This window comes from Acidovorax sp. FW305-C-20-28, assembly GCF_058783375.1.
On the sequence record NZ_JBYSYM010000032.1, the window covers coordinates 36,178 to 57,875 of the forward strand.

Consider the following 21,698-nt stretch of genomic DNA (forward strand, 5'->3'; position numbering starts at 1 on the left):
TGTCTCCATTTTTCATTGTTTTGGGGGAACCGGGGGTCTTGGGTTCAGGTGGACGGCGCGCGGCCGTCCGCGATCACGCAGACCGGGTCGGGTGATCGGCCTTCGAGCACGGCCACCGCGCAGTGCGCGGCGATGAGGTTGGTGCGCTGCAGGCTCTCGTGTGTGGAGCCGCCCGAGTGCGGGCTGGCCACCACGTTGGGCAGGCGCAGCAGCGCCTCGGTGGCGGGCAAGAAGGCCAGGTCGGCTTCACTGGCGAACACGTCGAGCCCCGCACCGCCAAGCCTGCCTTCGGTCAGCGCCTGCAGCAGGTCGCCGTCGTGCACCAGACCGCCCCGCGCGGTGTTGATGAGGATGGCGCCCGGCTTCATGAGGGCCAGGGTGCGCCGGTCGATCAGGAAGCGCGTCGCCTCGTTGAGCGGGGCATGCAGGCTCACGAAGTCGCTGTGGCGCAGCAGTTCATCGAGTTCCACTCGCTGCACGCCCTCTTGCGCCGGCCCAGCGCCTGTAGCCAGCACCTCGAAGTCGAAACCCGCCAACCGCCGCGCCACGCCGCGCCCGATGCGCCCCAGGCCCACGATGCCCACGGTCTTGCGGTACAGGTCCGAACCCACCGGGATGGACCAGTCGCCCTGCAGCAGCCGCGCCTGGCCCTCGCGCAGGCGGTGCGCCACGGCCAGCATCAGGCCCAGCGCGTGGTCGGCCACCGCCGCGTCGTTGCCGCCCACGGCGATGGTGGCGACCTTGCCCAGGGCCGCCACGGCAGCCGTGTCCACGCGCTCGTAGCCCACGCCGCGCCGGTAGATGGCCTGAAGGCGCGGCAGGCGCCGCAGCAGCGACCCGGTGACCCGTGCGTGGCCGACGATCCAGGCATCGGCACCATGCAGTTCGGCCACCAGCGCGTCCTCAGAGAGGTCGCCATCGCCCAGGCCATCGGGCAGGGGCACGATGCGCACGGCGCAGCCACGCCCGGCCAGGTAGTGCCAGGAAGCCGTGTCGAAGTTGCGCTGCGAGACCACCACCGTGTAGCGTGGTTCCGCGCTCATGCCGTGGCCTCCAGGGCTTCGGCCTGGCGGGTCGCGCCTGCAACGGCCTGGCTCAGCTCGATGACCAGGTTGCCATGGGCATCGATCCAGAACTTGCAGTCCGGCCCGAAGGCGCAGCTGGTCTCGCGCTCCTCCACCACGGCCGGCCCCGGGTACACGGTGCCGGGTGCCAGCTGGTAGCGGTCGTACACCGTGGTGCTCAGGTCGCCGAAGCCTGCAAAGTAGACCGTGCGCTGGCCACGCTGCGGGTCACCCTGTGCCACCTGCTGCGCCAGCCGGATGTCCTGTGCGGGCAGGCTGGCCGCCAGGCGCCAGTTCACGATCTCCAGGCCCACGCCGCGCACCACGCGGCCAAAGCGCTGCGCGTAGTCGCGCAGAAAGGCCTTCTCGATGGCGTCCCTGGCGCCAGCGCCGAGCGGCCCCACCGGCAGCTCCACGGTGATCTCGAAGCCCTGGCCGGCATAGCGCATGTCGGCAGACCAGCGGTAGGTGATGCTGCTGGCATCGGGCACTGAGCCGAGCACGGCGAGCGCCGCCCGCGCCATGTCGGCGTACAGGGCATTGACGCGCTGCCAATCGGTGTCCTCCAGCGCCGTGACGTAGCCACGTACCTGATCCACCGAGGGCGCCGCCACCAGGAAGCCGAAAGCCGAGATCACGCCCGCCCCCATGGGCACCAGGATGCGCCCGATGTTGAGCAGCCGCGCGAGCGCATAGGCATGCACCGGCCCCGCGCCGCCGAAGGCGAACAGGGTGAAGTCGCGCGGGTCCCGGCCCTTCTCGGCCAGGTACATGCGCGTGGCGGCGGCCATGCTCTCGTTGACGATCTCCTGGATGCCGCGGGCCGCCGTGGCTTCGTCGATGGAGAGCGGTTCGGCCAGCGTGCTGCGCACGGCGCTGCGCACCTTGTCCAGCGCCAGATGCATCTCGCCGCCCAGGAAGTTGGCGGGATTGAGCGCGCCCAGCAGCAGGTCGGCATCGGTCACCGTGGGCTGCGTGCCGCCGCGGTTGTAGCAGACCGGCCCGGGCACCGAGCCCGCGCTGCGCGGGCCCACCTTCATGAGGTTCAGACCGTCCACACCCGCCAGGGAGCCCCCGCCCGAGCCGATCTCGATCATGTCCACCACCGAGACCTTGAGCGGCAGGCCCGAGCCCTGCTTGAACTTCTGCAGCCGCCCGGCTTCGAAATCGTGCGTGATCACGGGGCGCCCGCCTTCGATGAGGCACATCTTGGCCGTGGTGCCGCCCACGTCGAAGCCCAGCAGCCGCTCCACCCCGGCCTGGCGCGCGATGAAGGCCGCGGCCATGGCCCCGGCGGCCGGGCCCGACTCGATCAGGCGCACCGGGAAATCTTTGGCGTCCTGCACCGTGGTGACACCGCCGCTGGAGAGCATTATCTGCAGTTCGCCGCCAAAGCCCAGGGCCGTGAGGTCGGCATGCAGGCGGTCGAGGTAGCCATGCACCCGCGGCTGCACATAGGCATTGACGCAGGTGGTCACCGTGCGCTCGTACTCGCGGATCTCGGGCGCCACCTCGCTGGAGATGCTGGCCAGCAGGTCCGGGTAAAGGGTGCGCACGATGCGCAGGGCCTCGCGCTCATGCGCCGGGTTGCGGTAGGCGTGAAAAAAGCAGATCGCCAGCGCCTCGATGCCCTGCTGCTCCACCAGCCAGGTCACGGCTTCGGCCACGGCCTCGCGGTCCAGCGACGCGTGCTCCGTGCCATCGGCTCGCATGCGCCCGCCGACTTCGCGGCGCAGCGGCCGGGGCACCAGCACGGGAACCGGCGGGATGAACAGGTCGTTGGTGTCGTAGCGGCTTTCGCGCCCCATTTCCAGCACGTCGCGGAAACCCAGGGTGGTGATCAGCCCGACCCGGGCGCCCGTGCGTTCGAGCACGGTGTTGGTGATGAGGGTGGTGCCGTGCACGATCTGGGCGATCTGCGCGGCGTCGGTGCCGGTCTCGCCGAGCAGGCGCTGCACGCCTTCGACGATGGCGCGCGCGGGCGCCTCGGGCGTGGTCAGGCGCTTGCCGGTGCGGGTGATGCCGCGCTGCTCGTCGTGCAGCACGAAGTCGGTGAAGGTGCCGCCGATGTCGACACCGATGCGGGTGGTTTTGGGCATGGAAGGGAAGGCTTTCAAGAAACGGAAGAAAAGTGGAGGCAATGGATGGGCACCGGCATCAGCCCCAGCGCGCAACGCAGCGCACGATGGAGGGACCGGCCGCCATCACGACGATCAAGCGCACCAGTTGGGCGGCAATGACGATGGGCAGCGAGACCTGCAGGCTGGCGCCGACCGCCACGGCCATGTCCAGCCCGCCCGGCGTCATGGCCAGGTAGGCAGTCAGCGGGTTGGCCTGGGCCAGCACCAGCGCCAGCACGCAGGACAGCAGCGCGCAGCCGGCCATCAGCGCCGCAATGGCCAGCAGGAACACGGGCATGCGCCGCCCGCACTGCACCAGCAGCGCGCGCGTGAAGCGCAGCCCCACAGCGCAGCCCGCAACACCAAAGGCGGCGGCCGCCAGCAAGGGCGGTACATGGAAGGCCGCCACGTGCGCGCCCTGCAGGGCGCCCCCGGCAAAGGTGGGCACCAGCAGCGCCAGGACCGGCTTGCGGCACAGAGCGGCGGCGAGCACCCCCAGCGCCATCAGGCCCAGCAGTTGCACTGCCCCCTGCAGGCCCAGCGCGGCCCCGGCAGGCGCCAGCGCCCCGGCGGCGCCAGAGGGTGCAGACCGCTCGCCCACCAGGCCGGCCAGGGCCACGGTGGACAAAGCCACCAGCAGCACCCGCAGGTACTGCATGAGCGCGACGATGCGCGGATCCGCGCCGCTGCCTTCGGACAGCAGGATCATGGTGGTCGCAGCGCCCGGCGCCAGACCCCAGACCGCCGTCGACCCCGGCAGCCAGCCCAGGCGCTGGATGACGTGGCCGATGCCCGCCGCCAGCACGACGCTGGCGAGGCTCAGCGCCATGAACAGCGGCCAGTGCTGCCGGACGGCGCCCAGCAGCACATCGTTGACCGCCGCGGCGATCAGGCAGCCGAGCACGCCCTGCACCAGCAGCATGGCCAGGCCGGGAATCCGCGCCTGCGCGCCCGCCGTGGCAAAAGCAATGCCCACCAGCATGGGGCCGAGCAGGAAGGCGCCCGGCACCTTCAGGCCGTGCAGCGTCCAGGCCGCCAAGGCCGAACCAACGCCGAGGGCGATCCAGATGGCGAGCCGTTGCATGCGCGGTATTGGCATCAGGCGGCGGCTGCGCTGCTGTAGTCGCTGGCGGCGGCCGCGGCAGACACATAGCCCGCCTGCACATCGGCGGCCACAGCGGCCGGGCTGCGCTCACCGGGCACACCATAGCCACCGCCGCCCGCAAAATGCAGCGTGACCGCCTGGCTCGGCGCAATGGCGCCGACGAACTTGAGCGGCAAGGGCTTGCCATCGCCGCCGAAGGCCGCCGCCGTTGCCCCGGGCTGGCCACCGTGCAGGCCCAGCGCCGGGTGCTGGCCCCGGTCGCCCAGCAGGCCGAACTGGATGGGGCGCGCCGCCAGGTTGCGCACCACGCATTCCTGCCCCAGGCCGCCGCGCTGGCGCCCAGCCCCGCCCGAGTCGGTGCGGTACTCCTTCTTCTCGAATAGCAATGGCGTGACGGCTTCCATGGCCTCCAGGCTGCCGGCGCCGGAATTGGTCGGGAAGGCGGTGGTGGACAGGCCATCGGCCCCGTGCGAGGCCCCCATGCCGCCGCTGGCGAACAGGATCTGCGAGAACGCCCTGCCCCGGGCGTCCACGCCGCTGAAGCCGGCGCGGAAGGCCGGGCTGCCGCCGCTGTCGGCCAGCACCTGGCCGGGCATGGCCTCGGCCAGCGCCTGGAACACCGCGCAGCACAGCAGGTGGCCCGTGAGGTGGCGTGCGCCCACGGCAGCGGAGCGCCGGGCATTGACGATGCTGCCCTCGGGCGCGCGCACCTCGATCGGGCGGTACGAGCCTGCATTGCGGCGCGTACTCGGGTCGAGCGCGCATTTGAGCGGGTAGATGCTGTAGGCCTGGGTGTAGTTGAGCGTGCAATTCGTGCCCCGCTCCACCTGGCCCGAGGTGCCCGCATAGTCCACCACCATGGAGTCGCCGGCCACGGTGATCTCGCAGGCGATGCGCGTGGGCTGGTCGTCGACGCCATCGGCCTCGACGGTGGAGGTGTAGCGGCCGTCCGGGATGGCAGCGATGGCGCGGCGCATGGCCATCTCGGCATAGCGCTGCACCTGGGCGGCCAGGGTGTCGAAGGAGGCCAGCCCCGTTCCCTCCAGAAACTCGACCGCGCGCCGGCAGCCCACGGTGTTGGCGACCACCTGGGCCTCGATGTCGCCGATCACCTGTTCGGGCAGGCGCACATTGGCCAGGAACAGCTCGACGAAGGACTCGTCGCGCACGCCGGCCCGGTACAGGCGCATCGGCGGGATGAAGACGCCCTCCTCGTAGATCTGCCGGGTCAGCGGGCTCGGGTTGCCGCCGATGTCCGGCGAATGCGCGGCCGAGCCGCTAAAGCCCACCAGCTCGCCGCGGTGGAAGATGGGCATCACGATGGCGATGTCGGGCAGGTGGCCGGTGGCGATCCAGGGGTCGTTGGTGATCAGGCAGTCGCCCTCGCGCCAGGTCTCGCGCGGAAACTTGCGCAGCATGGCCTGGGCCGCGCGCGGCACCAGGCCCGCGAACGCGGGGATGCCGCCGCTGCACTCGGCCATGGATTCGCCGTTGCGGTCCATGAGCACGGTGACGAAGTCGTTGGACTCGCGCACGATGGTGGAAAAGGCGGTGCGCAGCAGCGCGGCGGCGGCCTCGTCGGTGATGGCGACGAGCCGGCTCCACCAGATCTCGAGGTTGATGGGGTCTATGTCGGTGATGGCGGTCATGGGATGAACGAAAAAGGGGAAAGCGGCCCGCTGCAGGGGCGGGTGTTCAGTCGGCCTTGATGCCCAGCTGCCGGATGACGGCGCCGGCATCGGCGTACTCCTTCTCGAAGGTCTTCTCCGCGTCCTTGACGCTGCCGGCGACGATGGCGCCGCCCGAGGCCGTGACGAACTTCTCGACCTCGGGGTCCTTCAGGGCGCGCACCAGCTCGGCCTGCAGCCGGTCCACGATGGGCCGGGGCACCCTGGCGGGCGCCACCATGGCGAACCAGCCATCCACGTGGAAGCCCGGCAGGCCCGATTCGGCCAGGGTCGGCACTTCCGGGAACACCGCCAGGCGCCGGCCGGTGCTCAGGCCGATGGCCTTGAGGCGCCCCTGGCGCACCAGCGGCATGGCGACCACCGGGGCCAGGAAGCCGCCATCGAGCTGGCCGCCGACCAGGTCGGTCAGGTAGTTGTTGTTGCCCCTGTAGGGGATGTGCAGCACCTCCAGCTTCGCCTGGATGCCGAACTGCGCCGCAGCCAACTGCACGGCCGTGCCGTTGCCGGCATTGCCCAGCCGGACCGGGCCCTCGGGCCGGCTCTTCATGACTGCCAGGAACTCCCGGAGGTTGCCGGCGGGCACGCTGGCGGGCACCACCAGCACCATGGGCCCCGAGGTGATGACCGAGATGGGCTGCACGTCCTGCAGCGCGTCATACGGCGTCTTGTGCAGGTGGGGCGTGATGCAGTGGGTCGATGCGACCATGCCCACGGTGTAGCCATCGGGCGCGCTGCGCACCAGGGCGCTGGTGCCGATGAGGCCGCCCGCGCCGGGCATGTTCTCCACCACCAGGGGCTGGCCGAGCCGGACGGCCATGAGCGGCGCGAGCTTGCGCGCCGTGGCGTCGATGCCGGAGCCTGCGGACACAGGCAGCAGCAGGCGGATGGGTTTGTCGGGGTAGGCGGGCTGCGCGATGGCGAAGGGCGCGGCCCCCGCCGCCGCAGCGGCCACCAGGAAGCGCCGACGGTCCGGCGCGGCAGTGCATGTGGGCATGCTTGTCTCCATCATTCTTGTCATTGGGATGCCCTGGCGGCTCAGTCGAGAACGGTCTTCGACAGGCGCACGTACTGCTGGCCTGAATGCATGTCGCGCTCCACCATGCCGCCCTGGGGCGTGACGCGCGGATACGAGATCTTGAGCACGTGGAGGTTCTCCACCGGGATCAGCTTCACCAGCGCCGGGTCAGCGCCGTAGAGCTCGTGGATCAGGTCGGCCGAGAGAGCCGGGTGGCGGCCATACTTCTCAAAGCTCTCGGCGCTGTCGAAGAACAGGTCCACCGTCACCCAGAACGGGCCAGCCTGCTTGGACCGGATGTGCCGGCACACGTCTTTCAGTTGGGTCATGGCGTGGTTTCCTTGCTGTCGGTTCATGCGGCGGTCTCTGGCACGGCCACTTCGGGCCAGTCGAAACGCACCAGCTCCAGCGGGTCGTCCATGTGCACCACGTGGTTGAGCTTGAATTCGTAGACCGGCCCGCGCGGCACGTCGGCCGGGCTGAAGGCGAAGCCGTAGCTCGGCAGCTCCTTGCCCAGCACCGCCGGGTAGTGGAAGAAGTACGGGTTGCAGGCCCGCGCGATGGAGCTGGCGAGCTCCTGCGTGCGCGCGGTGGCCACGAAGAGCATGCCGATCTCGCGCGGCGGGGCCGCGTCGATGGGGTGGTCGCCGCTCACCGCGTTCCAGCCGTACATGCGCAGCGAGATGTGGAAGTCGCCCAGTTCCTCGGCCGAGGCCGTGGAACGCGCCCGGTCGTGCAGGGCCTTCAGGATGCGGTCGTGGAAACCGCTCACGTCGGCCAGCACCTCGGGGTCCTGGATGCCGACCAGCATCATGGTCTGGTACTGGTTGCCGCCCGCGCCTTCGAGCTTCATGGTGTAGGGGCGGGGGTTCCACACCGCGCCCGTGACGCGCACCGCGCGTTCGCCGTGCTGCACGTACTGCGCTGCGGACACGTCGAGCACGCCGCCCGGCTCGGTCAGCTGGAAGGGGTTGGCGTTCTCGTAGAGCATGTGTGCCGAGACGCTGTAGGGCGTGCAGCGGTTCTGCTCGGACAGCGGCTCCACCGTGAAGCCCTCGGCGTCGATGGACAGCAGCACGCCGGCGCCGAGCGTGGTGCTCTCGGCGCAGTGCACGCCGCACTCGGCGATCTTGCCGGCGTGCCAGGAGGCGCCCCAGGGCGCGCCCTTCCAGATCGGGTAGCTGGCCATCACCGCGGGGTCGGTGGCCCGGCCCGCGAGGATGATGTCGGCGCCCTGCTCCAGCGCGGCGATGAAGGCCTCGACGCCGAGCGCCGCGACGATGTGCTCGCAGGCATCGACGGTGGCGTCGTCCAGTGCGCCGAGCGGCGGCAGCGGCGCGATCCGGCCGGCCCGGTTGAGCTGCTTGACGGCGTCCCGGCCCTGCTCGGAGTAGATCAGTGCGACCTTGGGGGCGATGCCGAGTTCACGCACCAGCTCCTGCAGGATGCCGTGGGTCCAGTCCAGGTTCTCGTCGCCCCCGGCCTGGCCGGAGGTGCCGACGATGATCGGTATCCCCGTCTTCGCGTGGGCAGCGAGCAGGATGCGCAGGTCGCGTCGCACGGCCTGCCGGCTGTTCTTGGACTGGCCGGTGGCCAGGTAGGCCGCGCCGCTGTCGGTGGAGCCGGCATCGGTGGCGATGACCTGCGCGCCCCGCGCGATCCCGTAGTCGATCTCGTCCGCGTACACGCCGGCCCCGAGGGATCCGCAGGGCACGAGGACCTTGACGGGTTTGAACGATTCCTTGCTATGCATCTTGGTGGCTCATTTCCTGGTTGGTGGAGGTGGTTTCAGAATTCATGGCGCATGCCCACGGAGTAGCCGCGCGTGGCCGCGGCATTGGGGTCGCGCGACAGCGCGGCGATGTTCAGCGGGTCGAGCCGGTAGCCGCCCGAGAAGCGGTTCGAGAAGGCCGCCACGTAGGCCGATGTGCGCTTGGAAAAGTAGTACTCGGCCGAGAGCAGCCAGGTGTCCTTGGTGCCGTCGCGCCCGGCCACGTTGTTCATGGCCGTGCCCTTGTCGTGGGTGTAGGCGGCCTTGAGCACATAGTTGGCAATGCCGTAGCGGATGCCCGCGACCGCGCCCTTGTTCTTCTGCATCGGGCGATTGGCCGCGGTCGAGTCGAGCGTGCTGGAGAACACGTTGAGATACAGGCGCACCGGCCCGACGGGCACCTGGGCACCGCCGCCGATGACCTGGTGCTCGGGAAAGACGTTGGTGGCGGCCACGGGCGCCGGGGCGTTGTATTTCACGCCATACAGCGCCACGGTGTAGTCGGGCGTGACCTGCGCCAGGTCGAAGGCCACGCTCTTGCCCGCGCCTTCGCCGTTGCCGTAGCTCAGACCCAGGGTGGAGCCCACGGGGCCGCTGATGCGCAGCTTGAGGCTGTCGTCCACACGGTTGTCGTTGCCGGCGAAGCGGTTGACGCCGAACAGGCCGATGGGCGCGGTGTCGAGCACCGGGCCCGCCACGCTGTGCGCGTCCAGGCTCTGGATCACGCGGTCGGTGGAGGCATGGAACTGCCGGCCCAGCGTGACGGTGACCAGACGCTCGTGCGCCAGGCCGACGAAGGACTGGCGGTTGAAGAACTTGCTGGCCGTGTTGGGATTGCCCGAATCGGTGTTGAAGCCCGACTCCAGGCGAAAGACCGCCCTGAGCCCCCCACCCAGGTCCTCCTGTCCGCGGAACCCGAAGTAGGACGAGGACAGCAGGCTGTTGGTCATCTGCAGCGAATGGCCGCCGCCCGTCTGGTGGTTCTTGTAGATCAGGCCCGCCCCGACGTTGCCGTACAGCTGCAGCGAGTCGCTCTGGGCCGCGGCCAGGCCGGCGGACAGGAGCAGCGTGGCTGCCGTGGGCAGCTGGATCGCCAGGCGATGGCGGACTGAATGGCGGGTGGTGTGGCAGCGGGCGGTCTTGCGCGTTGGTTTCACTGATGTCTCCGGTTCTCTTTTGTGGTGGTCGGGCCTGCCAGTCGGGGCTGTACTGCGCCTTGCGGCGGCCGGCTGGGTACCGGCTGCACTGGCCTTGGCCACCTGCGTCCGGCCTGCCACCAGCCAGGCACAGAAACCCAGGTCGCCGCCACCAGGCATCCAATCACATCATCATAACAACATGACGTCATGATATCAATACGTCTGATTTCTTCACGGACAATGCCGACAGACATGTCCCACAAGAATCCATGAGCACACATTTGCACCGCGAGCAGGGGGAGCTGCTGCACCGCCAGCTGTTCCGTTCCCTGCGCGAACAGATCCGCAGGGGGGTCTTTCCCGTGGGGTCGGCCATTCCGCCCGAGGACCAGCTCGGGCGCCTGTTCGGGGTGTCGCGCATCACCGTGCGGCGCGCCGTGAGCGACCTGGTCGATGCCGGCTGGCTGGAAAAACGCATGGGCCGCGGCACCTTCGTGCGCGTGAGCGAGACCGAGACGGCGGCTGAGCCGGCACTGACCTTTGTCGAGACGCTGATGCAGCGCTCGCGCCAGACCCAGATCACCGTGCTCGAGGTCTGCAGCCGCCTGCCGCCAGCCAATGTGGCGGCGAAGCTGCAGCAGCCCGCCGACCAGGAAGCCGTGTTCGTGAGCCGGCTGCGCAGTGCCAACAGCGTGCCCCTGATCGTCACGGACGTATGGGCACCCATGCACCATGCGCGCCAGATCACTGCCGAGAAGCTGCGGCGCCAGGGCATCTCCGAGATCCTGCTTGCCGAAGGCATCCACTTCGAGCATGTGACCGAGGAGATCACGGCCGTGGCGGCAGACCCCCATGTCGCCACGCTGCTCAAGGTGGACATCGCCGCGCCGCTGCTCAAGATGGTGCGCATGGTCACGGCCAAGGGCGGCGTGCCGGTGATGCACCTGACGGCCTACCTCACCTCCGAGCGCAGCAAGATCGTCTTCGACCTGGACACCGACCTGCTCAACACGCCCAACGACGGGCGCCTGGTGCACAACGTCAATGCCTGAGCGTGGGCACCAGGCCGGTGTGCCGCTACACTCTCTTTTTCATAGCTGAGGGGGCACGCCCGGGCCCCCTGCACCACGATTTCCACCCATGACCTTCCGCAGCCCGATCCGACACTGCCGCGCCTGCGGCACCGCCGTGGTGTACCGCCTGCCCGACGACGGCGACACCAAGCAGCGCGCCGTGTGCCCGGCCTGCAACACGGTGCATTACGAGAACCCACTCAACGTGGTGGGCACGGTGCCCGCACTGCCCGACGGCCGTGTGCTGCTGTGCAAGCGCAACATCGAACCGCGCTGGGGCAAGTGGACGCTGCCCGCAGGCTTCATGGAGCTGGAAGAGACCACCGCGCAGGGCGCGGCGCGCGAGACCGACGAAGAGGCCGGTGCGCAGATCGAGATCGGCCCGCTGTTCAGCCTGCTCAATGTGCGCCGTGTGGGCCAGGTGCACCTGTTCTACCGCGCCACACTGCTCAGCGAGGTGTTCAACCCCGGCCATGAGACCATCGAGGCACGGCTGTTCACCGAGGCCGATATTCCCTGGGACGAGATCGCCTTCCGCACGGTGAAGGAAACGCTGGAGGCCTTTTTTGCCGACAGGAAAAAAGGCGCCTTCGGCCTGCACTGCATAGACATCGAATAGCCGGTTGCGCACCGACCGCAATGCCATGACGACCCCACCCGACAACCTGCCCACCTACCGACTGCTGACCGGCCCCGACGATGCGGCCTTCTGCAAGCGGGTAAGCGAGGCCCTGGCGCTGGGCTACCAGCTGTACGGCTCGCCGGCCGCGACCTTCAACGGGGAGCGCGTGATCGTGGCCCAGGCCATCATCTGGCCAAGCGTGAAGCCAACTTGAGGGCGGGCCGCCCCGCCCTCAGGGCGGGGTTTCAGCCCCCGGCGCCTGCGCGCTACCGGGCGGGGGAATGCTGACCGGCGCAGGCATGGGCGGTGGCAGCGGCGGCAGCACCATCTGCTCGGCCGGCGGTGCAGGGCCGCGCTGCGGTGGTGCATCGGGCTGGTCCGGCTCTCGGATGACAGGCGGCAGCGTACCCTGGGGCAGCGGCGGCGGGTAGCCCCCGGCGGGAGGCTGGCCCGGTGCATCGCGCCCGAAGAGTTCCATCACCCAGTTGCGCATGCCGGCCATGGCATTGCCCATGGCGCTGGTGTCTTCCTCGTCGATGAAGCGGTCCTTGCCGTCGAGCACCTGCGAGCGGAAGGCCTGTTGCACGAAGTCACCCACCATGGGCAGCGCGCTGTGCGCGCCCTGGCCCCAATAGTCGCTGCGCAGGGTCACACGGCCGTCGTTGAAGCCCACCCAGGCACCCGCCACCACGCGCGGGTGCATGAGGATGAACCAGCCGTCGGTGTTGTCCTGCGTGGTGCCGGTCTTGCCCGCCACATCGCCCTGGATGCCGTAGCGCGAGCGGATGGCGCGGCCCGTGCCCTTGTCGATCACACCGCGCATGGTTGCGCGCAGGGTCTGTGCGGCACCGGTGGGAAGCACCTTCTCGGCCGCGGGCGGGGTGAAGGTCTGCAGCACCTTGCCATGGCGGTCTTCGATGCGCGTGATGAGCACCGGAGACACGTAGCGGCCCGCATTGGCGATGGTGCTGTAGGCCGTGACCATCTCGCGCAGCGTGACCGGGCTGGTGCCCAGGGCAAGCGAGGGCACAAGTTCCAGCTTGCTCTCGCGCACCCCCATGGCCTGGGCCAGTTCGGCCACGCGCGCCGGGCCGACCTTGTGCATGAGCTGCGCGGTGATGGTGTTCTTGGACAGGGCCAGGCCATCGGCCAGGCTCATGGGCGCGTCGCTCGGCGGGCCGCCGTCGGTGGGGCGCCAGACCTGACCGCCGCCCAGGGGAATCTCGACGGCCTCGTCCATCAGCGTGTCATCGGGCAGCGCGCCCTGCTCGAAGGCCGCACCGTAGACAAACGGCTTGAAGGTGGAGCCCGGCTGGCGCCGCGCCTGCTGCACGTGGTCGAACGGGTCCTGGCCGAAATCGCGGCTGCCCACCCAGGCCAGCACCTTGCCGGTGACCGGGTCCATGGCCATGAAGCCGGCCTGCACACGGGTCTTGTTCTGGCGCAGGGTGCGCATGAAGGCCGTATCGGCCAGCAAGGTCTTGAGCGCCTCGTCCGGCGTGGCGCCCTGCTCCACCGCCGTGCGGTATTCGGAGGTATCGCGCACGAAGTCCTGCACCAGGTCCGACTGCGGGTTCCAGGCGCTGCGCTGGGCCCAGGCCGTATCGGCAATGCCCTGCAGCTGCCTGCCTTGTTTGGCCACGGCCTGGTTGGCCATGGCCTGCAGGCGCGAGTCGATGGTGGTGTGCACCATCAGGCCATCGGCATGCAGGCTGTAGCCATTGGCGTCGGCCCAGGCGATCAGCGTCTTGCGCAGTTGCTGGGCAAAGTGCGGGGCCAGGCCCGTGGCCTCGGTCTGGCGCTCGAAGTCCAGGCGCAGGGGGCGCTTTTGCAGGGTGTCGAACTGGGCCTTGTCGAGCTTGTCGCGCTTGACCATCTGCGCCAGCACGGTGTTGCGCCGGGCCTGGGCACGCTCGGGGTTCATCACCGGGTTGTAGTAGGCCGTGCCCTTGAGCATACCGATCAGCGTGGCGCTCTCGAGCAGGTTGAGCTTGTCGGCCGACTTGTCGAAATAGGTGCGCGCCGCCATCTCGATGCCGAAGGCGTTGTAAAGGAAGGGCACGGTGTTGAGGTAGGTCTCCAGGATCTCGTCCTTGGAGTAGTACATCTCGATCTTGATCGCGGTGATCGCCTCCTTGAGCTTGCGCGTGATGGTGCGCGAGCGCCCGATCTCCTCGGGAAACAGGTTGCGCGCGAGCTGCTGCGTGATGGTGGAGCCGCCCTGCGGGTCGCCACGCAGCGTGTGCACCACGGAGGACGCCGTGCGCCGCCAGTCCATGCCCCAGTGCTCGTAGAAGCGGTGGTCTTCCGTGGCAATGAGCGCGTTGACCACATGCGGTGCCACGCGGTTCAGAGCCACCCACTCACGGTTGGCCCAGCGGTATTCGGACAACACCTTGCCATCGGCCGAGATCAACTGCGCAGGCCGCTCGGTCTTGGCCTTGGTGATGTCGCTGATGGACGGAGTGAACGGGATCAGCGCCAGGGTGTAGAGCACCAGCGCCATGGGCAGGGCCAGAATGGCCAGCAGCCAGGTGCGGCGCCGGGAGGCCTGCGCATAGGCCAGCGCGCGACCAAAGCCTGCGGCCAGTCGGGCGGCCAGGGAAGAAAACATGGGGGGCATCAGGCAAGCCCCTCGGGGGCCGGGAAAATCAGGGACAGGAGAAACACGTTGGCGGCCCGATGGGAAACAAGCTCAGACTCAGGAAACTGGCGCAAGTTCTCAGGCTGGCGCGGCGCCGGCCAGCAGCGCCAACATGCCAGCCTCGTCGATCACGGGCACACCCAGTTCCTCGGCCTTGGCGAGCTTGCTGCCGGCCTCTTCGCCGGCTACCACGTAGCTGGTCTTCTTGCTCACCGAGCCTGAAACCTTGGCGCCCGCGGCTTCGAGCATGTCCTTGGCGGCATCGCGGCCCAGGGTGGGCAGCGTGCCGGTGAGCACAAAGGTCTTGCCGGCCAGCACCTGGGGCGCCTTTTCGGTGCGCGCCCCTTCGGGCCAGGTCACGCCGCAGGCACGCAGTTGCTCCACCACCTCGCGGTTGTGCGGCTGCTGGAAGAAGGTGTGTACGCTCTGCGCAACGATGGGGCCCACGTCGGGCACTTCCAGCAGTTGCTCCACGGTGGCGGCGGTCTCCAGCGTCGCGCCCATCAGCGCATCCAGGGTACCGAAGTGCTTGGCCAGGTCGCGGGCCGTGGATTCGCCCACATGGCGGATGCCCAGGCCGAAGAGAAAACGCGCCAGCGTGGTCTCCTTGGATTTTTCCAGCGCGGCCAGCACGTTCTGCGCCGATTTTTCGGCCATGCGCTCCAGCGCCACCAGGGAGCTGAGCCCCAGGCGGTACAGGTCGGGCAAGGTGCGGATCACGTTGGACTCGACCAACTGGTCCACCAGCTTGTCACCCAGGCCCTCGATGTCCATGGCGCGGCGCGCGGCGAAGTGCAGGATGGCCTCCTTGCGCTGGGCGGCGCAGAACAGGCCGCCGGTGCAGCGGTGGTTGGCCTCGCCGGGCTCGCGCACAACGTCGCTGCCGCACACAGGGCACTGCCTGGGCATGCGGAAGTTGGGCACATAGGCCGGGCGCTGGCCGGGCATGACGCCCACCACCTCGGGGATCACGTCGCCCGCACGGCGCACGATCACGGTGTCGCCCACGCGCACCTGTTTCTTGCGGATCTCGAACAGGTTGTGCAGCGTGGCATTGGTCACCGTGACGCCGCCGACGAAGACCGGCGCCAGGCGCGCCACGGGCGTGAGCTTGCCGGTACGACCGACCTGGATATCGATGCCCTCCACGCGCGTGGCCATCTCCTGCGCGGGGTACTTGTGGGCCACGGCCCAGCGCGGCTCGCGCGTCTTGAAGCCCAAGTCGCGCTGCAGGTCCAGGCGGTTGACCTTGTAGACCACGCCGTCGATGTCGTAAGGCAACTGGTCGCGCGAGGCACCCACCTGCTGGTGGAAGGCCACCAGCTCGGCCGCGCCCTGGGCCACCGTGACCTGCGCCGCCACCGGAAAGCCCCAGGCCTTGAGCCGCTGCAGCATGTCGTAGTGGGTGGCAAACACCGGCCCGCCCTCCCCGGCCGATGTGATGGCGCCCAAGCCGTAGGCAAAGAAGCTCAGCGGGCGCTGGGCCGAGATGTCCGAATCGAGCTGGCGCACCGCGCCGGCGGCTGCGTTGCGCGGGTTCACGAAGGTCTTGCCGCCCTGCTCGCGCTGGCGCTCGTTGAGCGCGTCGAAATCGGCACGGCGCATGTAGACCTCGCCGCGCACTTCGAGCAGCGCAGGCACGTCGGCCGGCAGGGTCAACGGGATCTGGCGGATGCGGCGGATGTTGTGCGTCACGTCCTCGCCCACCTCGCCGTCGCCGCGCGTGGCAGCCTGCACCAGGCGGCCGCCCTCATAGCGCAAGCTCATGGCCAGGCCGTCGAACTTGGGCTCGGCCACGTACTCGATCACCGGGTCGGACTCGGCCAGACCCAACTCGCGGCGCACGCGCGCGTCAAAAGCCTGGGCGCCCGTGGCCTCGGTGTCGGTCTCGGTATGGATGCTGAGCATGGGCACGGCATGGCGCACCGGGGCCAGGCCGTCCATCACCGCGCCGATCACGCGCTGCGTGGGCGAGTCAGGGCTCATGAGGTCGGGGTGGGCCTCCTCCAGCGCCTGCAGCTCGCGGAATACGCGGTCGTACTCGGCGTCGGGCACCGTGGGCTCGTCCAGCACATAGTACTGGTGGGCCCAGAGGTTCAATTGCGCGCGCAGTGCGTCGACCGCATCAGCGGCATCGGTCGCTTGCGGGGGCAGCGCGCTGGCTGCGGAAGCATTGGAATCAGTCACCACGGATGGCACCCAGGAAGGTGGGAGGCTCGCGCACCTCCACAGGAATGTTGGGAGGCAGAGCGCGCTGCAGGAAGGCCACGACGCGCGGGTCGGTGCGACCGAAGCCCGGACGCACCTCGATGGGATCGCCCGCATGGCGCTCGAACACATAGCTCAGTTGGCCCGGCGTGCCCTTGACCACGAGCGTGCGGATATTGGCCAGCGGCAATTGGATATGGTCCGGGCGCACGTTCAGGGCCATGCCCATGTAGAGACCCATCCCATCGATGCGCACCAGCGGCCGCCCCATCGCGCCGAACTTGTGCTGCGCACGCCAAGCCAAGGCCACAGGCGCAATGACGAAGGCCAGGTAACCCAGAATGAAATAGTTGGTGAGGCCCGCCAAAGAGGCTCTGAGGAACATGCCCAGGATGACCACTGCCCCGATCGCGGGCAGGCCGTAGTCGATGAAACGGTTGAAGGGGCGGAACAGCCCCTGCGGTGTTTCCACCACCTGCGGAAACAGCACATGCCACCAGGGCACGTGGTTCTCCTGCTGTACCGCAGCCATGGCCATCAACTGAACAAACGCCTTGCCAGCACCGAGCCGGCCGACAGCTCACGCCCGTCGAGCTGGTCGTAGAGCAGTTCCAGGTCAGCGGCGATGGGATCCATGGCCATGGCAGGCAGCGGATGGCCGTTCTGGTCGCAGAGCACGCCGTCCATGGCCTGGCACAGGGCGCCTGCCACTTCGCGCAGTCGCGTGAAAGGCTGCTCGCCGCGGTGCACCTGGGGCACGTCAAGGCTCAGCGTCACGTCGCGGATGGCGGACTGGTCCGGGTCATCGGCCAGCGCAGCCTGCGTGTCGTAGCCCAGGGTAAGCAGCGGCGGCAGGCCCGGGTTGCCCGTGGGCAGCACCAGGCGGCCCGGCATGGCACCGGACACAAAGCCCAGGCGGGCCGCATTCTGGTGGATGTAGCCCGGGCTCCAGGCGGCCTGGCGCGCACGCAGCATGAAGGCCAGTTGTGCATCGTGGTCGCTCGCGAACTGGTCGAGCTCACGGGCGCGCGCTACCTCCTGCAGCATGTCGGGGAAATCCGGGGCGGCATTCACCGCATCGGCGAAGTCCTGGGCCTTCATCACGAATTCCGAAAACTCGATCTCGTTGAGCGCCCCCATGCGGTTGGCCAGTTGCACGCCCGCCTGGAAGCTCTGGTAGCGCTGGCCGGGTGACGGTGTCTCCCACTGCTGCGTGGCTTCGTTGTAGCCCTCGATGGCAAAAGGCTTGCTGCCCGCGCGGCGGGTGGGCGGCATGGCAGCCAGCGCGGCATCGCCCGAGACGATGAGCTCGGGCTGCAGGGGGGCGATCACGTCGATCAACGGGTCCAGGCCCGGGCGGCGCTCCAGCGACATCGGCGGCACCGGCATCTGCAGCGCATCGAGCACGTCGACTGTGTGCACCGAGGGGTCGGTCCCTCGGTCCAGGCTGTCGAGCTCTGCCGCCGTGAGCTGCACGGCGCCCGTGTCGAAGCCGGGTTCCTGGCGCAGCGCCGGGTCGGTCACGTGCTCGGGCTCCTCGGGCGAGGCGCGCCGAGGCGCATTGCGGCGCGATGTCCAGGCGTTGTAGGCCACGATGAGGGCCAACACCAGGCCGCCGACGATGGCCAGACTCACTTGCAATGTGCTCATAGATTTCGGTCCAGCCTATTCCTGCGGCCTGGGCAATGAAAGTATGTCGGCGCCATCATGTCATGCATCGGCCATGGAAAGAGCCGACTCCATATCGACCGCCACGATGCGCGAAACGCCCTGCTCCTGCATGGTCACACCGATCAGTTGCTCGGCCATCTCCATCGCGATCTTGTTGTGGCTGATGAACAGGAACTGCGTGCCCTTGCTCATGCTGGAGACCAGCTTGGCATAGCGCTCGGTGTTGGCGTCGTCCAGCGGCGCGTCCACCTCGTCCAGCAGACAGAACGGCGCGGGGTTGAGCTGGAAGATGGCGAACACCAGGGCGATGGCGGTCAGCGCCTTCTCGCCACCCGACAGCAGGTGGATGGTCTGGTTCTTCTTGCCCGGGGGCTGGGCCATGACCTGCACGCCGGAGTCGAGGATTTCGTCGCCGGTGATGATGAGCTTGGCTTGGCCGCCGCCGAACAGCTCGGGGAACATGCGCCCGAAATGGCCGTTCACGGTATCGAAGGTACCTGAGAGCAGCTGGCGCGTCTCGCCGTCGATCTTGCGGATCGCGTCTTCCAGCGTGTTCATGGCCTCGGTCAGGTCGGCCGTCTGCGCATCGAGGAAGACCTTGCGCTCGCTGGCCAGCTTGAGCTCGTCGAGAGCTGCCAGGTTCACGGCACCCAGCGCGGCGATCTCGCGGTGCAGGCGGTCGATTTCACCCTGCAGGCCGGACACGCGCACATTGCCCTCGGCTATCGACTGCGCCACGGCCTCCAGGTCGGCCTGGGCGTCGGCCAGCAAGGTGCTGTACTGCTCCAGGCCCAGGCGCGCGGCCTGTTCCTTGAGCTGGAATTCGGTGATGCGCGCGCGCAGCGGATCGAGCGCACGTTCGAGCTGCATGCGCCGCTCGTCGCTGGCGCGCAGCTTGGCGGTCAGGTCGTCGTACTCGCTGCGCTGGGCGCCGAGGGCCTTCTCGCGCTCCATCTTCACTTCCAGCGCCGCCTGCAGGCCGCCCTGGGCGGCCGCATCAGACAGGCGGGCCAGTTCGTCGCGCGCACGCTGCTGCTCGTCGGTGAGCGAGGTGGCCTGCTGGTTGGCGGTTTCAATCGAGCGGTTGAGTTCACCGCGGCGCGCCTCCAGGCTGCGCTGCGAGAAGGTGGCCTCCTGGGCCTGGCGCTCCAGCGTGCGTTGCTGCTCGCGGCAGGCGGCCAGCTTGCGCTCGGCCTCGATCACGCGGTCGCCCAGCTGGGCTTCGCGCTCCTGGCTGTCGGCCAGTTGCATGTCCAGTTCTTCGAAGCGGGCTTCGGCCGCCACGCGGCGCTCCTGCAGGTCGGACAGCTGGGCCTCGATCTCGGCGATGTCGGCGCCGATCTGCGCGCTGCGCGCACGGGTCTGCTCTGCCAACTGCGAGAGGCGCAAGGTCTCGACCTGCAGCTCATGGGCACGGCTTTGGGCTTCGGTGGCCTCGCGGCGCGCGCCCACCAGGCGCTGCGAAGCGTCGGCATAGGCCGCCTCGGCGCGGACCAGTGCGGTGCGCGATTCCTCGGCGATCAGGGCCTGGGCGCGCAGCTCCTTTTCCAGGTGCTCGATCTCCTGCGCGCGGGCCAGCATGCCCGATTGCTCGGAGTCCTGGGCGTAGAAGCTCACGCTGTGGGCGCTGACGGCATGGCCCGAGGGCACGAACACCACCTCGCCCGGCTGCAGCGTGCTGCGGCGGTTCAGAGCTTCATCGAGCGTGGGGGCGGTATAGCAGCCCTGCAGCCAGTCGACCAGCACGGCGCGCAGGCCAGCATCGTGGATGCGCAGCAGGTCCGACAGGCGTGCATGCGGCGAGGCCACTTCGGGAGCACCCGCCGCGGGCATGCTGTAGAAGGCCAGGCGGGCCGGCGGTGCATCGGTGCCGCCCGATCCCAGGAAGCCGCGCACCATGTCCAGGCGCCCCACTTCCAACGCGGCCAGGCGCTCGCGCAGCGCAGCTTCGAGCGCGTTCTCCCAGCCGGTTTCGATATGGATGCGGCTCCACAGGCCTTGCAAGCCATCGAGGCCGTGCTTGGCCAGCCAGGGGCGCAGCTTGCCGTCGGTTTTGACCTTTTCCTGCAGGGCCTTCAGGGCTTCCATGCGGGCCGAGAGGTCGGCCTGGCGCGCGCTTTCGCTGTTCACGGCCTGCTGGCGCGCGCGGCGCTCGTCGTCCAGTTGCGGCACGGCCTCCTGCAGCTCGGCCAGGCGCGCCTCGGTGGTTTCGGCCAGTTCCTTGGCCTCGTCCAGCTGTTCCTGCAGATTGGCCAGGCGCGCCTCGTCGGGGGCCGCCAGGGCGTTGCGGTCGGTGCGCAGGCGTTCGTAGCGCGCGTCGAACTGGCGGCTTTGCTCGTCGATGCTGCGCTGCTCGGCCGCCAGCACGCCGATCTGCTGCTGCACCTGGACCACGCTGGCGCGCTGCTCGGTCGTGCGGCTCTGCGCCTGGCGCAGGGCCTCTTCGAGGTCGGGCAGCTGCATGGCCTGCTCTTCCACCTGGGCGGCCAGCAGCTCGGCACGCTCTTCGGCGTCCACGCCGGCTCCGGCCAGGTTTTCGAGCTCGATGTCGGCCTCGTCCTTGCGGGCGGACCACTGGGCGATCTGCTCGGCCAGGGTCACCAGGCGCTGCTCCACGCGCAGCCGGCCTTCCACCACGTAGCGGATCTCGGCCTCCAGGCGGCCGACTTCGGCCGTGGCCTCGTAGAGCTTGCCCTGGGCCTGGTTGACCTGGTCGCCGGCCGCATAGTGGGCCTGGCGGATGGTTTCGAGGTCGGCTTCGACCGCGCGCAGGTCGGCCATGCGCGATTCGAGGTCGTTCACAGCCTGGAGGCCATCCAGGCGCACCTTGGCCTGGTCGGCTTCGGCGTCGGCGCGCTTCAGGAACCACAGCTGGTGCTGCTTGAGCGTGGCGTCGGAATGCAGCGCGTTGTATTTGGCGGCTACCTCGGCCTGCTTTTCGAGCTTTTCGAGGTTGGCGTTCAACTCGCGCAGGATGTCTTCCACCCGCGTGAGGTTCTCGCGCGTGTCCGACAGGCGGTTTTCCGTCTCGCGGCGGCGCTCCTTGTATTTGGAGACGCCGGCCGCCTCTTCGAGGAACAGGCGCAGTTCTTCAGGCCGCGACTCGATGATGCGGCTGATGGTGCCCTGGCCGATGATGGCGTAGGCGCGCGGCCCCAGGCCCGTGCCCAGGAACACGTCCTGCACGTCGCGGCGGCGCACGGGCTGGTTGTTCAGGAAATAGCTGCTGGTGCCGTCGCGCGTGAGCACGCGGCGCACCGCCACCTCACCGTACTGGCCCCACTGGCCTCCGGCCCGGTGGTCGGAGTTGTCGAACACCAGCTCCACGCTGGCGCGGCTGGCCTGCTTGCGCGTGGTGGTACCGCTGAAGATCACGTCCTGCATGGACTCGCCACGCAGCTCGCTGGCCTTGCTCTCGCCCAGCACCCAGCGCACCGCATCCATGATGTTGGACTTGCCGCAGCCGTTGGGACCCACCACGCCCACGAGCTGCCCCGGCAGCATGAAGTTGGTGGGCTCAGCGAAGGACTTGAAGCCGGAAAGCTTGATGGAGGTGAGACGCACGTGTCAGGGGGCAG

At 69.0% G+C, this 21,698-nt stretch carries 16 protein-coding genes; 3 read left to right on the forward strand and 13 right to left on the reverse strand.

What is annotated here, in order from left to right:
• Positions 1-44: 44 nt before the first annotated feature.
• Genes AC3WOH_RS28060 through AC3WOH_RS28095 form a run of 8 tightly spaced genes read right to left on the reverse strand, consistent with a single transcriptional unit; the run spans position 45 to position 9,920 of the window.
• Positions 45-1,043, reverse strand: a complete 999-nt coding sequence (locus AC3WOH_RS28060; protein WP_492232593.1) for a phosphoglycerate dehydrogenase — start codon at positions 1,041-1,043, stop codon at positions 45-47.
• Entirely contained in the window at positions 1,040-3,163 is a 2,124-nt protein-coding gene (locus AC3WOH_RS28065) for a hydantoinase/oxoprolinase family protein (RefSeq protein WP_492232594.1), read from the reverse strand. The genes AC3WOH_RS28060 and AC3WOH_RS28065 overlap by 4 nt, the downstream gene beginning before the upstream one ends.
• 58 nt (positions 3,164-3,221) lie before the next feature.
• Positions 3,222-4,268, reverse strand: coding sequence for an AbrB family transcriptional regulator (locus AC3WOH_RS28070; RefSeq protein ID WP_492232595.1), 1,047 nt, complete (start codon positions 4,266-4,268; stop codon positions 3,222-3,224).
• A 14-nt stretch (positions 4,269-4,282) separates the two neighbouring features.
• Entirely contained in the window at positions 4,283-5,938 is a 1,656-nt protein-coding gene (locus AC3WOH_RS28075) for a hydantoinase B/oxoprolinase family protein (RefSeq protein WP_492232596.1), read from the reverse strand.
• A gap of 46 nt (positions 5,939-5,984) precedes the next feature.
• Complete coding sequence (locus tag AC3WOH_RS28080) at positions 5,985-6,971, reverse strand: Bug family tripartite tricarboxylate transporter substrate binding protein (RefSeq protein ID WP_492232597.1); 987 nt, start codon at positions 6,969-6,971, stop codon at positions 5,985-5,987.
• A 41-nt stretch (positions 6,972-7,012) separates the two neighbouring features.
• Positions 7,013-7,321: a DUF4387 domain-containing protein gene (locus AC3WOH_RS28085; RefSeq protein WP_492232598.1), complete on the reverse strand. Its 309-nt coding sequence runs from the start codon at positions 7,319-7,321 to the stop codon at positions 7,013-7,015.
• A 23-nt stretch (positions 7,322-7,344) separates the two neighbouring features.
• Positions 7,345-8,745, reverse strand: a complete 1,401-nt coding sequence (locus AC3WOH_RS28090; RefSeq protein ID WP_492232599.1) for an acyclic terpene utilization AtuA family protein — start codon at positions 8,743-8,745, stop codon at positions 7,345-7,347.
• A 35-nt stretch (positions 8,746-8,780) separates the two neighbouring features.
• Positions 8,781-9,920 carry a porin gene (locus AC3WOH_RS28095; RefSeq protein WP_492232600.1) on the reverse strand — a complete coding sequence of 380 codons (1,140 nt, stop codon included), beginning with the start codon at positions 9,918-9,920 and terminating at the stop codon, positions 8,781-8,783.
• A 251-nt stretch (positions 9,921-10,171) separates the two neighbouring features.
• Here AC3WOH_RS28095 and AC3WOH_RS28100 point away from each other — a divergent pair, with 251 nt between their 5' ends.
• From AC3WOH_RS28100 to AC3WOH_RS28110, 3 genes are all read left to right on the forward strand, one after another.
• A complete protein-coding gene (locus tag AC3WOH_RS28100) occupies positions 10,172-10,954 on the forward strand; it encodes a GntR family transcriptional regulator (RefSeq protein WP_492232601.1) in 783 nt (260 codons plus the stop codon).
• An 88-nt stretch (positions 10,955-11,042) separates the two neighbouring features.
• Complete coding sequence (locus AC3WOH_RS28105; protein ID WP_492232602.1) at positions 11,043-11,594, forward strand: NUDIX hydrolase; 552 nt, start codon at positions 11,043-11,045, stop codon at positions 11,592-11,594.
• A 25-nt stretch (positions 11,595-11,619) separates the two neighbouring features.
• Positions 11,620-11,811 (forward strand): DUF1737 domain-containing protein, encoded by a 192-nt coding sequence (locus tag AC3WOH_RS28110; protein ID WP_492232603.1) that lies wholly within the window; start codon positions 11,620-11,622, stop codon positions 11,809-11,811.
• 18 nt (positions 11,812-11,829) lie between these two features.
• Here the strand turns inward: AC3WOH_RS28110 and AC3WOH_RS28115 are convergent, their stop codons facing one another.
• The 5 genes from AC3WOH_RS28115 to smc form a co-directional block, all read right to left on the reverse strand.
• Entirely contained in the window at positions 11,830-14,220 is a 2,391-nt protein-coding gene (locus AC3WOH_RS28115; protein WP_492232604.1) for a transglycosylase domain-containing protein, read from the reverse strand.
• Positions 14,221-14,319: 99 nt separating this feature from the next.
• Positions 14,320-16,395: an NAD-dependent DNA ligase LigA gene (gene ligA / locus AC3WOH_RS28120; RefSeq protein ID WP_492232625.1), complete on the reverse strand. Its 2,076-nt coding sequence runs from the start codon at positions 16,393-16,395 to the stop codon at positions 14,320-14,322.
• A 25-nt stretch (positions 16,396-16,420) separates the two neighbouring features.
• Complete coding sequence (locus AC3WOH_RS28125; protein WP_492232605.1) at positions 16,421-16,981, reverse strand: hypothetical protein; 561 nt, start codon at positions 16,979-16,981, stop codon at positions 16,421-16,423.
• 5 nt (positions 16,982-16,986) lie between these two features.
• Positions 16,987-18,099, reverse strand: a complete 1,113-nt coding sequence (locus AC3WOH_RS28130) for a cell division protein FtsZ (protein WP_492232606.1) — start codon at positions 18,097-18,099, stop codon at positions 16,987-16,989.
• A gap of 60 nt (positions 18,100-18,159) precedes the next feature.
• Positions 18,160-21,684, reverse strand: a complete 3,525-nt coding sequence (smc, locus tag AC3WOH_RS28135; RefSeq protein ID WP_492232607.1) for a chromosome segregation protein SMC — start codon at positions 21,682-21,684, stop codon at positions 18,160-18,162.
• Positions 21,685-21,698: the final 14 nt, after the last annotated feature.